The organism is Stenotrophomonas sp. Steno-C15 (assembly GCF_056393265.1).
Genome location: NZ_JBWJPF010000008.1, coordinates 65992 through 77668, shown reverse-complemented (window position 1 = coordinate 77668; position 11677 = coordinate 65992). Strand labels below are relative to the sequence as shown.

General features: G+C 65.7%; 13 protein-coding genes and 2 riboswitches. Of the genes, 9 read left to right on the top strand and 4 right to left on the bottom strand.

Translation table 11 applies throughout. The features are described from left to right. Positions 1-178 precede the first annotated feature (178 nt). On the top strand, positions 179-466 hold the full coding sequence (locus tag AC06FB_RS08715; RefSeq protein WP_006396661.1) for a co-chaperone GroES: 288 nt from the start codon (positions 179-181) through the stop codon (positions 464-466). A gap of 81 nt (positions 467-547) precedes the next feature. Then, positions 548-2197 carry a chaperonin GroEL gene (gene groL / locus AC06FB_RS08710; RefSeq protein ID WP_478053588.1) on the top strand — a complete coding sequence of 550 codons (1650 nt, stop codon included), beginning with the start codon at positions 548-550 and terminating at the stop codon, positions 2195-2197. A 101-nt stretch (positions 2198-2298) separates the two neighbouring features. Here groL and AC06FB_RS08705 read toward each other — a convergent pair whose 3' ends face one another. Further along, positions 2299-3459 (bottom strand): serine hydrolase domain-containing protein, encoded by a 1161-nt coding sequence (locus AC06FB_RS08705; RefSeq protein ID WP_478053587.1) that lies wholly within the window; start codon positions 3457-3459, stop codon positions 2299-2301. Between the two features lie 166 nt (positions 3460-3625). Here AC06FB_RS08705 and AC06FB_RS08700 point away from each other — a divergent pair, with 166 nt between their 5' ends. Both AC06FB_RS08700 and AC06FB_RS08695 read left to right on the top strand, forming a co-directional pair. Continuing rightward, on the top strand, positions 3626-4126 hold the full coding sequence (locus AC06FB_RS08700; RefSeq protein ID WP_478053586.1) for a MarR family winged helix-turn-helix transcriptional regulator: 501 nt from the start codon (positions 3626-3628) through the stop codon (positions 4124-4126). After that, positions 4123-4857, top strand: a complete 735-nt coding sequence (locus tag AC06FB_RS08695; RefSeq protein ID WP_065181580.1) for a DNA alkylation repair protein — start codon at positions 4123-4125, stop codon at positions 4855-4857. The genes AC06FB_RS08700 and AC06FB_RS08695 overlap by 4 nt, the downstream gene beginning before the upstream one ends. Before the next feature lie 59 nt (positions 4858-4916). Here AC06FB_RS08695 and AC06FB_RS08690 read toward each other — a convergent pair whose 3' ends face one another. Beyond that, a complete protein-coding gene (locus AC06FB_RS08690; protein WP_065174435.1) occupies positions 4917-5273 on the bottom strand; it encodes a hypothetical protein in 357 nt (118 codons plus the stop codon). A 460-nt stretch (positions 5274-5733) separates the two neighbouring features. Here AC06FB_RS08690 and AC06FB_RS08685 point away from each other — a divergent pair, with 460 nt between their 5' ends. The 3 genes from AC06FB_RS08685 to AC06FB_RS08675 all read left to right on the top strand — a co-directional run bounded on the left by AC06FB_RS08685 (position 5734) and on the right by AC06FB_RS08675 (position 8484). Then, on the top strand, positions 5734-5994 hold the full coding sequence (locus AC06FB_RS08685; RefSeq protein WP_053515725.1) for a hypothetical protein: 261 nt from the start codon (positions 5734-5736) through the stop codon (positions 5992-5994). A gap of 257 nt (positions 5995-6251) precedes the next feature. Continuing rightward, entirely contained in the window at positions 6252-7325 is a 1074-nt protein-coding gene (locus AC06FB_RS08680) for a 3-deoxy-7-phosphoheptulonate synthase (RefSeq protein WP_478053585.1), read from the top strand. A 112-nt stretch (positions 7326-7437) separates the two neighbouring features. Beyond that, positions 7438-8484 carry a hypothetical protein gene (locus AC06FB_RS08675; RefSeq protein ID WP_478053584.1) on the top strand — a complete coding sequence of 349 codons (1047 nt, stop codon included), beginning with the start codon at positions 7438-7440 and terminating at the stop codon, positions 8482-8484. Positions 8485-8550: 66 nt separating this feature from the next. Here the strand turns inward: AC06FB_RS08675 and AC06FB_RS08670 are convergent, their stop codons facing one another. Continuing rightward, positions 8551-9168: a trimeric intracellular cation channel family protein gene (locus AC06FB_RS08670; protein ID WP_053515730.1), complete on the bottom strand. Its 618-nt coding sequence runs from the start codon at positions 9166-9168 to the stop codon at positions 8551-8553. An 82-nt stretch (positions 9169-9250) separates the two neighbouring features. Beyond that, positions 9251-9356: riboswitch (glycine riboswitch) on the bottom strand. A gap of 13 nt (positions 9357-9369) precedes the next feature. Continuing rightward, positions 9370-9459, bottom strand: a riboswitch (glycine riboswitch). Positions 9460-9498: 39 nt separating this feature from the next. On the opposite strand from AC06FB_RS08670, the gene AC06FB_RS08665 reads away from it, so the two are divergent. Next, entirely contained in the window at positions 9499-9774 is a 276-nt protein-coding gene (locus tag AC06FB_RS08665; protein WP_478053583.1) for a GIY-YIG nuclease family protein, read from the top strand. Positions 9775-9911: 137 nt separating this feature from the next. Continuing rightward, the gene (locus AC06FB_RS08660) at positions 9912-10322 is read left to right on the top strand and encodes a hypothetical protein (RefSeq protein WP_263175968.1); all 411 of its coding nucleotides are present in this window, start codon (positions 9912-9914) and stop codon (positions 10320-10322) included. Between the two features lie 62 nt (positions 10323-10384). Here AC06FB_RS08660 and AC06FB_RS08655 read toward each other — a convergent pair whose 3' ends face one another. Then, on the bottom strand, positions 10385-11665 hold the full coding sequence (locus AC06FB_RS08655; RefSeq protein ID WP_478053582.1) for an NAD(P)/FAD-dependent oxidoreductase: 1281 nt from the start codon (positions 11663-11665) through the stop codon (positions 10385-10387). Positions 11666-11677: the final 12 nt, after the last annotated feature.

Genomic DNA, 11677 nt, shown 5'->3' with positions numbered 1-11677 from the left:
CAGCGTCCGGCGCGGAAACTTTTTTCGCGACGCCCCTTGAAAGCCTCCCGGGGGGCTCCATCTCTGCCGTGCTCCCGACCTTGTCGGGTTTCTTCACGTGCGGTTCTGGCACTCGCCTGGTGCGAGTGCTAACATCGCCGGACTTTTTTAGACCAATCAATCACTTAAGAGGTCTCCTATGAGCATCAAGCCGCTGCACGACCGCGTTGTGGTCAAGCCGATCGAAGCCGACGAAATCTCCGCCGGTGGCATCGTCATCCCCGACTCGGCCAAGGAAAAGTCCACCAAGGGTGAAGTCGTGGCCGTCGGCCCCGGCAAGCCGCTGGACAACGGCAGCGTGCGCGCGCCGTCGCTGAAGGTCGGTGACAAGGTCATCTACGGCCAGTACGCCGGCAGCTCGTACAAGAGCGAAGGCGTCGAGTACAAGGTCCTGCGCGAAGACGACGTGCTCGCCGTCATCGGCTGAGCCCCGCCGCGACCTGTTTCAACCTGATCCCCACATCCCAGCCGCCGGGCACGGCCCGGCGCGACCAATGAGGTAATTGCAATGGCTGCCAAGGATATCCGTTTCGGTGAAGACGCCCGTTCGCGCATGGTGCGCGGCGTCAACGTTCTCGCCAATGCCGTCAAGGCCACCCTCGGCCCGAAGGGCCGCAATGTCGTGCTCGAGAAGAGCTTCGGCGCCCCGACCATCACCAAGGACGGCGTCTCCGTCGCCAAGGAAATCGAACTGGCTGACAAGTTCGAGAACATGGGCGCGCAGATGGTGAAGGAAGTTGCTTCGCGCACCAACGACGACGCCGGCGACGGCACCACCACCGCCACCGTGCTGGCCCAGGCCCTGATCCGCGAAGGCGCCAAGGCCGTTGCTGCCGGCATGAACCCGATGGACCTCAAGCGCGGTATCGACAAGGCCGTCGTGGCTGCCGTCACCGAGCTGAAGAACATCTCCAAGCCGACCGCTGACGACAAGGCGATCGCCCAGGTCGGCACCATCTCGGCCAACTCGGACGAGTCGATCGGCCAGATCATCGCTAACGCGATGAAGGAAGTCGGCAAGGAAGGCGTGATCACCGTTGAAGAAGGCTCGGGCCTGGACAACGAGCTGGACGTGGTCAAGGGCATGCAGTTCGACCGCGGCTACCTGTCCCCGTACTTCATCAACAACCAGCAGTCGCAGACCGCTGACCTGGATGAGCCGTTCATCCTGCTGCACGACAAGAAGATCTCCAACGTCCGTGACCTGCTGCCGGTGCTGGAAGGCGTCGCCAAGGCCGGCAAGCCGCTGCTGATCGTGGCCGAGGAAGTCGAAGGCGAAGCGCTGGCGACCCTGGTGGTCAACACCATCCGTGGCATCGTCAAGGTTGTGGCCGTGAAGGCCCCGGGCTTCGGCGATCGTCGCAAGGCGATGCTGGAAGACATGGCCGTGCTGACCGGAGGCACCGTGATCTCCGAAGAAGTGGGCCTGTCGCTGGAGAAGGCCACCATCAAGGACCTGGGCCGCGCCAAGAAGGTGCAGGTCTCCAAGGAGAACACCACCATCATCGACGGCGTGGGCGACAAGGCTGCGGTCGAATCGCGCGTTGCGCAGATCAAGACCCAGATCCAGGACACCTCCTCGGATTACGACCGCGAGAAGCTGCAGGAACGCGTGGCCAAGCTGGCCGGCGGCGTTGCCGTGATCAAGGTGGGTGCGTCCACCGAAATCGAAATGAAGGAAAAGAAGGATCGCGTCGACGACGCCCTGCACGCTACCCGTGCAGCCGTTGAAGAAGGCGTGGTTCCGGGCGGCGGCGTTGCACTGGTCCGTGCGGTCACCGCGCTGGCCGGCCTGAAGGGCGCCAACGAAGACCAGAACCACGGCATCCAGATCGCCCTGCGCGCGATGGAAGCCCCGCTGCGCGAGATCGTCGCCAACGCCGGCGAAGAGCCGTCCGTCATCGTCAACAAGGTCAAGGAAGGCAGCGGCAGCTTCGGCTACAACGCCGCCACCGGTGAGTTCGGCGACATGCTGCAGTTCGGCATCCTGGACCCGACCAAGGTGACCCGCTCGGCGCTGCAGAACGCGGCCTCGATCGCTGGCCTGATGATCACCACCGAAGCCATGGTTGCCGAAGCTCCGAAGAAGGACGAGCCGGCCCTGGGCGGCGCCGGTGGCATGGGCGGCATGGGTGGCATGGGCGGCATGGACTTCTAAGGTCTGCGTTGTTCCCGATGAAGTGAAAAACCCCGCCGCAAGGCGGGGTTTTTTTGTGGGCGTTCCGCCCCCTCTGCTGGACGTGGACCGTGGTCGACCTGTCAGCGCACGAATGCCTTCGTGGCGCCGTATTCCCAATCCCACGGCACCCCCGTCTCGCCCAGCACGAAGCGCACCAGTGCCGGAAAGGCCGCTTCGGCGCGCACATCGTTGCCCAGGATCACCACGCAGCGTTGGCCTTGTTCGACGCACACCAGCGTGTTGCCCACCGCATCGTCATGTCCGCCCTTGTAGAAGCCTGCGCCCTGTGGACCGGTGAATGTCACCACGCCCAGTCCCGCAGCCAGGTTTCTGCGCCGCTGCGCCACCGGCAGTTCCGGCTGCAGCGTCGGGAACTGGCTGGCGGTGGTGATCGGCAGCTGCGGCCGCACCAGTTCCCGGCGCATCGATGCCGACAGCCCCTGGCCACTGACATAGCCGGCCGCGAAATTGCCCATGTCGGCGATGGTCGTGTCCATCGAACCGGCGGCACGCACGCGGCTGCGTTCATCGTGCGGCTCCGCCGTGCCTTCGGCGGTCCAGCCGTCGGCCAGATTCGTGGCGAAATCCTCGCGCCACATCATGCTGGTGCGGGGCATGCCGAAGCGGTCGAATACGCGCTGCTGCATGAGCGTACCCACGTCCTGGCCCAGCCCGCGCTCCAGCACGAACTGCAGCAGGATCAGGCCTTCGCCGGAATAGCCATAGCGGCTGCCCGGATCGAAGTGGAATTTCAGTTTTCCGTCCGGCTCCAGGAATGCAAAGTTGGCAAAGCCGCTGGCATGGTTGAGCAGCAGGCGCGGGGTCAGCCGGCGCCAACGTTCGTCGCCGGCCAGCACGGTGTAATCGGCGTACTTCTTCGCCTCGGCCGGATAGTCCGGTAGCGGTCTGTCCAGCGCGCTGGCGATGCTGGCATCCAGATCGATCACCTTGTCCTGTGCAAGCTGCGCGATCAGGTGGCCGAAGGCCATCTTGGTCAGCGATGCCGCATACATCACCGTGTCGGTCTGCAGCGGTTCGCCGGCAGCGTTGCGCTCGCCATAGGCGGCGACGTGCACGACCTTGCCACCGTCGACGACGGCCACTGCCATCCCGCGGGCGTGGGCGACCTGCATCAGGCGCTTGGCTTCGGCATCGATCCGGGCCGGGGAGGGCACGGGAGGGGGAGCGGCCATTACGGCGGCGGGGAACAGCGTCAGCAACAGCAGGACGGCACGGCGCATGCGTGGAACTCCTGGCGGGACGTGGCGCGATGCTACCGCAGCTTCGGCTGCTTGCAGCCCCCTGCGCGAGGAGTGCGCCCGGCCGGGCCCGGCGGCAGGCCCCGTAGGTGTTGCGTTCCATCCCGTCATGAATATGATTAGGCGCCTAAACATATTGGAAATCACTGTGCTTGAGGCAAAACATGGCGCCCTTGTGGACGAGGCCCGGCGACGTGGCCACGCCAATGTCGCCCTGCTGCATCTGTGCTTCCAGCTGCTGTCGCTGTCCTCGGCGATCGATCGCGACTGCGCCAGCCGGCTGGCACCGCACGGGCTCAGTGAGGGCCGCTTCATCGTGCTGTTCCTGCTGCACGGTGCCGGCGGCACACTGTCGCCGCATGCGCTGGCCGAGCGCGCCGGCGTCACCCGCGCCACCATCAGCGGCCTGCTCGATGGCCTGCAGCGCGAAGGTCTGCTGCAGCGGCGCAGCGATGCGGACGATGGTCGTCGCCTGCAGATCGTGCTGACCGCGCAGGGCAAGCGCCTGGCCGAAGACCTCTTCAATCAGCACACGCAGTGGATCGCGGGCCTGTTCAACGGCCTGGACACTGCCGAGCAGGTGCAGCTCTCACAGCTGCTGGCCAAGGTGTGGCAGCACACCGGCGGCGGACGGAAGGACCTGCAGTGAGCGCAGCGATCAGCCCGGCGCGAAAGCATCAACTGGATACCGGGACAGCCGCCAGCACGCATCTGGCGGAATGTCTGGCCGTGGATTTCGCGGTGTTGCTGCAGACCGTTGCGGTGCTGCCGGAGACTGCCATTCAATGCATGCGCGATGCCGCCAGCAAAGGCATTACCCAGCGCATGGTTCTGGCGGCAACGCTGTTGCGTGAGGCCAGGCAGGGTGATCCTGCACAATGGCAGTCGCATGCATCCGACACCGTGCGCGGCTGGGCCTGCTACCTGATCGGTGGCGATGCCACCGCCTCTCTGCCGGTGAAGCTGGAGAAGATGCGCCCGTTGGCAGATGATCCGCATTTCGGCGTGCGCGAATGGGCGTGGCTGGCGCTGCGCACCGACATCGTTGCCGGGCCACTGCTGGCGCTTGAATACCTGCAGCCGTGGACGCAGGAACCGTCCGCCCATCTGCGCCGGTTTGCCTGTGAAGCACTGCGTCCCCGTGGCGTCTGGGCGGCGCACATCGCTCTTTTCAAGCAGCATCCCGAACACGCGCATTCGCTGCTGGAGGCACTGGCTGATGATCCCGAACGCTATGTGCAGGATTCCGTCGGCAACTGGCTCAACGATGCCGGGAAGACCCAGCCGCAGTGGCTGCGTGACCTGTGCACACGCTGGCAACGCGAGCGCGACAGCCCTGCCAACGCCTACATCCGCAGGCGCGCACTGCGTTCACTGTGATCCGGCGGGTGCCGGCCCATGACCGGGCCATCGGGCCCGGTCACATTGCGCGGACGCGGCTAGTGGGGCTGCAGGCGTTCGGCCGCATGCGTGGCCAGCCCCAGGGATGCCAGCATCAACCCTTCCATCACCCGGTCGCTCACGTGATGTTCGGGCGCGGCATTCTGGCGGCAGCGTTCGGCGGCCAGCAGCACCTCCTGCACGATGCGCAGGCCGGCCAGTGCGCCATCGGCATCGGCCAGCATCATGCGTCGGCCGTTCGCTGGATGGCGCTCGGGCCAGGGTTGGCCATCGGCAGCCGCACCGCTGCCGATGCGTTGCAGGTGGGCGACCAGACCGTTGGGATCGAACGGCGCCTGATCGGCATTGGCCGGATCGGGGTGGGCACCGGGGAAGGGAACGTGTGGTGTGTTCATGGCGTGTGCTCCGTACAGGACAGACGACACCGCCACCGGAAGAGGTGGCGGACGGTACGTGGCGGCAAAGACCGGGAGATGCTGATACCGGCGGGCGCAAGCGCCCCCACGCACCGCCCGCCATGGAACGCGGACGGATTGCCAGCCGGCGCCGCCCACGGCGACGCCGGCTGACAAGCGTAAACAACATCTCCTCGGGCTTTGCCGACCCGGCCACCCTTTTCCGGTGGCAAACCATCTTGAGCACATGTATCGCATATGCCATTGCCCGTATAACCGCGCATCGATCGCCTGCACGCCCCTTCCGGGCCGAAGGGTGGGAAGCCTGGAAGGAAGATCTCAACGCGGTGGCACCATCGGTCCAGTCGCGACACGATCGATCCGTACACCGGCACATGCGCCGGTCATCCGAACGCGGTAAACAGTGCATTGCCCACGTCTACCCACAGGGAAGTCGATCATGCAGAGCACGCTCCAGGTCACGCTGTTCGGCCCTCCCGGCGACACCCCGGCGTTGCAGTTGCCGGATGTGGACGGGCCCTCGGTGGCGATACCGGAATCGACCCTGCGGCGGCTGGTCTCCGATCTCTACACGGCGCGGTCCCTGCTCAACCCCGAGCAGCTGGAGGAGGCGAGGCGGGAGCTGGATCAGGTGCTGGAGCGCTGGGCCGATATCCACGAGGGCCTGCTGCTGGACGTGGAAGTGCATGGCAGTCGCTAGATCGCCGTGCTGCTGAACCGCTTCCCCAGTTGCGGATGAAACATTTTGTGCTGCGCAGAAGCTGTGCTATCAATACACCCCATGAACGCAGCCGCTACCCGCTTTTACTGGTATTACTTTCCGAAGCCACTGGCGGAGGAAGGACTGCGCTCACCCTGAAGAAAGCTTCAGACGCATTCCCGAAAGCCGCCAGCGAACCTGGCGGCTTTTTTCATGCCGCCTCGCTGGGGACCCCCTACGTACCGGAGACCTCCCCCATGCCCCCCCATACCGACGACCTGCGCATCCGCACCATCGAACCGCTCACACCGCCTGCCCAGCTGCTGGCGATGCTGCCGTGTGACGATGAAGCCTCCGACACCGTCAGTGCTTCGCGCGCGGCCCTGCACCAGATCCTGCATGGCCGCGATGATCGCCTGGCGGTCGTGGTCGGCCCGTGTTCGATCCACGATCCGAATGCGGCCATCGAGTACGCACAGCGCTTGAAGCCGCTGCGCGACGCGCTGGCCGGCGAGCTCGAGATCGTCATGCGCGTGTACTTCGAGAAGCCGCGCACCACGGTGGGCTGGAAGGGCCTGATCAATGACCCGGACCTGGATGGCAGCTTCCGGATCGACAAGGGCCTGCGCATTGCCCGCGGCCTGCTGCGCGACATCAACAAGCTGGGCCTGCCGGCCGGCGTTGAATTCCTCGACGTGATCTCGCCGCAGTACATCGCCGACCTGGTGGCATGGGGCGCGATCGGCGCACGCACCACCGAAAGCCAGGTGCACCGCGAACTGGCCTCCGGCCTGTCGTGCCCGGTGGGCTTCAAGAACGGCACCGATGGCAACGTCAAGATCGCGGCCGATGCGGTCGGCGCGGCCTCCAACCCGCATCACTTCCTGTCGGTGACCAAGCAGGGCGGCACCGCCATCGTTTCGACCACCGGCAACCCGGATTGCCATGTGATCCTGCGCGGCGGCAAGCAGCCGAACTACGACGCGCCCAGCGTGGCCGACGCCTGCCAGGCACTGGCCAAGGCCAGGCTGCCGACGCGGCTGATGATCGATGCCAGCCATGCCAACAGCCTGAAAAACCCGGAAAACCAGCCGAAGGTGATCGAAGACATCGCCGTTCAGCTGGAGGACGGCGAACAGCGCATCGTGGGCGTGATGATCGAGAGCCACCTGGTGGGAGGCCGGCAGGAACTGGTGGAAGGCCAGCCGCTGGTCTACGGGCAGAGCATCACCGATGGCTGCATCGACTGGGACACCACGGTGACGGTGCTGGAGCGACTGGCTGCGGCCGTGCGCGCCCGTCGCGAAGTGACGGTGTCAGAAGCCGCCTGAGCGCGGCATGTGTGTGGATGGCGGCCTGCGCCTGCGGGGGTGCGGCCGCGATCAGGGCCGGTCGGAGTTGGAGACCGGCCCGTCCGCACCGGCGATGCGCCTGGCGCTGCGCATGAGCGACAGCGCCAGGTCCATCGCCGGGGTGGTGCGAACCCCGACCATTCACGATGCGGTTGACGCGGTAGATCCACGCCATGCGTGGATAGGGGCAGGCCACGGCACGATTCCGGAAGAATTGCATGGAACCTGCTTGCGGCTTGGGCCGAAGATCGGGGCCTCGCCTGGCTGGACCCCGCCGATGTACGTTTTCCCCGACGACAGCCCGCTGGGGCCAGAATGCCGATCAGTTTCCGGAGAGGCCGCAGCGGCCCTCGTTCGCTTGAAGGGCGGCCCGATTGCCGATGATGCGATCTCCGTCATCGAGGACTGGTTTGAACCCTCGTCTCCCGCGACGACGGCAAGTCTGCTGGCGGAGCTTGATGAAAGAATCGAGCTTTACCGCAACGAAGGAGACCAGGCACTTCTGCGTACGACGTTGAAGGCCAGGGCGATGATCGCGGCCTCTGCCGACCAACCGAGCGATGATCGTGAGTCCCCCTCTTCGTACAAGGTGGTGCCTGCGGCGTCCCTCGTTGGCGACTGGCGCTCAGACTGGGAAACGGATTGCGTGATCGTCGACGGAGATCTGAGCGTAGAAGGCACGCTGGCGCTCAATGATCTGGGCGAGACCCGGTGTGTGATCGTCCTGGGCAGTCTCAGCGCCCGCAATCTTGACTGTGGTGGTTGGGTCTTCGTACGCGACGATCTTATGTGTGAGCATCTCCACGCGTGCTCACTAAATGATGGGATTTTGGCCGTAGGTGGCGATCTGACTGTTCAGACTTTCCTCGAGACGGGGACTTACACCCAAGTGGCGGGGCACCTGAGCGCTAGCTACCTCGGCAGCACCCACAACTCCATTGAAGTGGAGGGCAAAGTGAACTGTCCAGGCTTCGAAAGACGATCTGATAGCGACTACTTGTGCGAATGGATCGATCCTGCGTTGCTGGAAGCCCACGATTCCGACAGCGGTTGGGGATGCGAACCCCAACTGTATCCGTCGGATGACTATCCAGAGCGGATACGCGCGGGGGGCAGCCCTATGAAGTTCAGGCTCTAGATCCACGCTATGCGTGGATACCGCTCTTCTGTAGCGCCGGGCCATGCCCGGCGAACACGCCATCGTTCAATGCACTTCGTCGTGATACACGAACTTCGGCATTTCCCAGCGGTAGTGGATGGCCAGCAGGCGCAGGGCGAAGCCGCCCGCCAGGCAGCACAGGATGGCCGTGGCATCGGACACGTTCCAGTGCAGCAGCAGCAGATAGGCGGCGCCGGTCAGCAGCGCGATGATCGCGTACAGTTCCTTCTGGAAAATCAGCGGCACTTCGTTGCACAGAATGTCGCGCAGCACGCCGCCGAACGCGCCGGTCAGCATGCCGGCGATCAGCACGATCGGCGTGGCATGACCGGCCTCGCGTGCGATCGAGCAACCGATCAGGGTGAAGGCGATCAGGCCCAGGCCGTCGAGCACCAGGAAGGTGCGGCGGAAGTGGTGCATCCAGCGTGCGACCCAGGTGGCGATCAGCGCCGCGCACACGGTGAAGCCGAGGTACTCGGGATGTTTGACCCAGCCCAGCGGATAGTGGCCAAGCAGGATGTCGCGCAGTGAACCACCGCCGAGCGCGGTAACGCAGGCGATCATGACCACGCCGAACAGATCCATGCGGCGGCGTCCCGCGGACAGTGCGCCGGTCATGGCTTCGGCGGAAATGGCGATCAGGTAGATGATGGACAGCAACATGGAACAGGCTCCGGACGCGGTAGGGCCGGCCATGCGCGGACGCCGCCATTGCCTGCGCAATGACGGGATGACGATGACCGGTGCCGCTCCCGCTGTCCTTTTGCCTGAGAGTTCAGCGGCGTAGGCCGCGTGCCCCTTCGGCGGATCGTGCCGGGCATGCCCGGTGACCTCTCTCCAGCTCGGCGAGTCGAATGCATGGTTGGTGGGATTCCAGCCCACCGGCCTGAGCGATCATGGGAGCCTGCGCCTTCGGCGGGCGCCAGCGCGGCGCCTCTCTCCTGCATTCGCGGGCAGTATATCCGCTGCGGTGCAGCACGGCATAATCCCGGCATGTCCCCATCCCACCGCCCGTGGTTCCTGTACCTGCTCGAATGCCACGATGGCAGCTACTACGCTGGCATCAGCACCGACGTGGACGCGCGTTTCGCCGCCCATCGCGCCGGTACGGGGGCGCGCTACACCCGGGCCCGCCCGCCGCTGCGCATCCTGGCCGTGCGTGAGTACCCGGACCGCTCCGCGGCTTCGCGCGCCGAGTGGCAGCTCAAACGGCTGCCGCGCGAGCGCAAGCTGGCGTGGTTGCAGGCGCCGACCGAGGGAGTTCTTTAGAGACGGGCCGTGCTCGGCTCCGGCCCTCCGCCATCACTAGGTTCAGGACATTCACAACATGCGACGACAGGAACTCTGACCATGCGATTATCGCTGCGACCATCGACACAGGGATCGATCCGATGAAGGTCCGTTGGATGCTGCTGTTGACCCTCTGCTTGGCCCTGCAGGCCTGCACGCAGACACCGGCACCGCCGTCGCCGCTTCAGCACGGGCAGATCGGTACCGCCGCCGAGCTGGCCTCGCAGCGTGGCCTGACCGCGCCGAATACGCCCCGTTTACGCCGCGATCTGGTGCCGGCCGAACTGGTCGATCTGATTCCGCTCGCCGAAAAATGGGGCATCGGCGATGACCTGCTGCGCAGCGAGATGCAGGAACGTGCCACTGACGCGGAGAAGCAAGCGATGGGCGATGCATTGAAAGACCGTCATGCGCGTATCACCGCGTGGCTCGACAGCTTTCCGCCGGGGCAGTCAATGTCCGACGAGGCCGCTGCGTTCATGTATATGCAGGTGAGTGCTGACGAAATGGGCCTGATGCAGCAGTAGGTTCACACCATGTGGGGTCAGATCCCCACAGGAAAGGGATCCGACCCCGTTGCAGACCTGCGCTACCGTTTCGGCCGGCGGTCATCCTGGTCGTCGCCGAAGATGATGCGTGCGCTGCGCTGGTAGCTCCAGTACGCCACCGCCCAGTTCAGCAGCACCACGATGCGGTTGCGGAAGCCGATCAGGAAGAACACGTGCGCGGCCAGCCAGAACCACCAGGCCAGCACGCCCGACAGCTGCAGGCGCCCCAGGTGCACGATGGCGGCCATGCGGCCGATGGTGGCCAGGTTGCCGTAGTCCGCGTACTTGAAGGGCCCGGGCTCCGGCCTGCCGTGCAGGCGTGCACGGATGACCTCGGCCACGTACTTGCCCATCTGCTTGGCGGCGGGCGCTACGCCGGGCACGGGCTTGCCGTTGGCCTGGTTCACCGAGGCCAAATCGCCGGCCACGAACAGTTCCGGATGCCCGGGCAGGGTCAGGTCCGGCTGCACCTGCACGCGCCCGGCACGGTCCAGTGGCACGTCCAGCGTGCGCGCCAGCGGCGAGGCGGCCACGCCGGCCGCCCACACCACGGTGCGCGCCGGCACGAACTGGTCACCCAGCGTGAAGCCCTGGCTGTCGATGTTGCTCACCGGCGTTCCGGTCAGCACTTCCACACCCAGCTTTTCCAGCTGCCGGCGCGCCTTCAGCGAGAGCACTTCCGGGAACGAGGACAGCACGCGTGGACCGGCTTCCACCAGGCGCACCTTGGCGCTGGCCGGATCGATGTGGCGGAATTCATTGCGCAGCGTATGGCGTGCAATCTCGGCCAGGGTGCCCGCCAGTTCGACGCCGGTCGGGCCGCCGCCGACGACGGCAAAGCTGAGCCACGCCGCCTTCCTGGCCGGGTCCGGTTCGGCTTCGGCGCGCTCGAACGCCAGCAGCAGCTTGCGGCGCAGGGCAATGGCATCGTCGAGGGTTTTCAGGCCGGGCGCATCATCGGCCCACTGGTCGTTGCCGAAGTAGGCGTGAGTGGCGCCGGTAGCCAGCAGCAGGCTGTCGTAGTCCAGCGTGCTGCCGTCGGCCAGCCGCACCTGGCGGAGCTGCCTGTCGATGGCCACGACCTCACCGAGCCGCACTTCCACGTTGCGCTGGTGGCCGAGGATGTGGCGCAGCGGTGCGGCGATGTCCGGCGCTGACAGGCCTGCGGTCGCGACCTGGTACAGCAGCGGCTGGAAAAGGTGATGGTTGCGGCGGTCGACCAGGGTGATGCGGATGCGTTCGCGTGCCAGCGCACGGGTGGCCCAGAGGCCGGCAAAACCGCCGCCGACAACGACCAGGTGGGGAACGCGCTCACGACTCATCGACTCACTCCA

Coding starts and splice junctions, on each gene's coding strand:
- AC06FB_RS08680 (WP_478053585.1), top strand. CDS start 6,252: ATGCCCCCCCATACCGACGACCTGCGCATCCGCACCATCGAACCGCTC.
- AC06FB_RS08690 (WP_065174435.1), bottom strand. CDS start 5,273: ATGAACACACCACACGTTCCCTTCCCCGGTGCCCACCCCGATCCGGCC.
- AC06FB_RS08685 (WP_053515725.1), top strand. CDS start 5,734: ATGCAGAGCACGCTCCAGGTCACGCTGTTCGGCCCTCCCGGCGACACC.
- AC06FB_RS08705 (WP_478053587.1), bottom strand. CDS start 3,459: ATGCGCCGTGCCGTCCTGCTGTTGCTGACGCTGTTCCCCGCCGCCGTA.
- AC06FB_RS08670 (WP_053515730.1), bottom strand. CDS start 9,168: ATGTTGCTGTCCATCATCTACCTGATCGCCATTTCCGCCGAAGCCATG.
- AC06FB_RS08675 (WP_478053584.1), top strand. CDS start 7,438: ATGAGCGACAGCGCCAGGTCCATCGCCGGGGTGGTGCGAACCCCGACC.
- AC06FB_RS08715 (WP_006396661.1), top strand. CDS start 179: ATGAGCATCAAGCCGCTGCACGACCGCGTTGTGGTCAAGCCGATCGAA.
- AC06FB_RS08665 (WP_478053583.1), top strand. CDS start 9,499: ATGTCCCCATCCCACCGCCCGTGGTTCCTGTACCTGCTCGAATGCCAC.
- AC06FB_RS08655 (WP_478053582.1), bottom strand. CDS start 11,665: ATGAGTCGTGAGCGCGTTCCCCACCTGGTCGTTGTCGGCGGCGGTTTT.
- AC06FB_RS08660 (WP_263175968.1), top strand. CDS start 9,912: ATGCTGCTGTTGACCCTCTGCTTGGCCCTGCAGGCCTGCACGCAGACA.
- groL (WP_478053588.1), top strand. CDS start 548: ATGGCTGCCAAGGATATCCGTTTCGGTGAAGACGCCCGTTCGCGCATG.